Origin of the sequence: Sphingomonas sp. CCH9-E2, assembly GCF_001557215.1 — a bacterium.
In the GTDB taxonomy this organism is placed as follows: domain Bacteria; phylum Pseudomonadota; class Alphaproteobacteria; order Sphingomonadales; family Sphingomonadaceae; genus Sphingomonas.
Window position 1 is genome coordinate 1 of sequence record NZ_LSJM01000298.1, and the last position, 881, is coordinate 881.

Sequence of the window (881 nt, forward strand, 5' to 3'; positions counted from 1 at the left end):
CGTTCCGCAGCGTTACCGAGCGGCACGGCGCGGCCGAGATCACCGAGATACGCCGGCAGCGCGAGGACTGGCAGCGCGACGCCACGCGCGCGCTGGCGACCGGACGCACCGGCGAGGCAATCCATGCCTATGACCAAGGCGGCATGGTCCACGCGGCCGACACGCGTGAGGGAGCGCGGGGCGAGCTGGTCGACGGGTGGGATCGCGCGCGCCAGGCCGAGCCGGGCAAGAGCCAGATCATCCTCACCCACACCAACGCCGAGGTGCAGAGCCTCAATGGCGAGGCGCGCGACCGGTTGCGCGCATCCGGCGACCTTGGTGACGACGTGACGGTGAAAGCCGAGCGCGGCGAGCGCCAGTTCGCGACCGGCGACCGCATCATGTTCCTGCGCAACGAGCGGGGCATGGGGGTCAAGAACGGCACGCTCGCCACAATCGAGCGGGTATCGCCCGAGGGCATGGAGGTGCGCCTCGATGACGGGCGCGGGGTCGCGTTCGACACCAAGGATTATTCCCATGTCGATCATGGCTATGCGGCGACGATCCACAAATCTCAGGGTGTGACGGTCGATCGCGCCCATGTCCTCGCCACCCCCGGCATGGACCGGCACAGCGCCTATGTCGGTATGTCGCGGCATCGTGACGACGTGCAGCTTCATTATGGCCGCGATGACTTTACCGATCAGCGCCAGCTTGTCCGCGCCCTGTCGCGCGATCGGGGCAAGGACATAACGAGCGACTATGCGCGGCCCGAGCAGGACCAGGCGCGCGCGTTCGCCGATCGGCGCGAGATCCGGTTCCCGGAACTCGCGCGTCAGGTGGCGGAGAAGGTCCGCGACAAGGCGCGGGGCATGTTCGCGGGGTTCCGGCCGAAGCCGGCG

General features: G+C 68.8%; 1 protein-coding gene. It reads left to right on the forward strand.

Annotated features, from left to right (window positions below; all coding sequences use genetic code 11):
• The coding region (locus AX681_RS13750; protein ID WP_156456102.1) for an AAA family ATPase at window positions 1-881 on the forward strand (881 nt) is incomplete at both ends.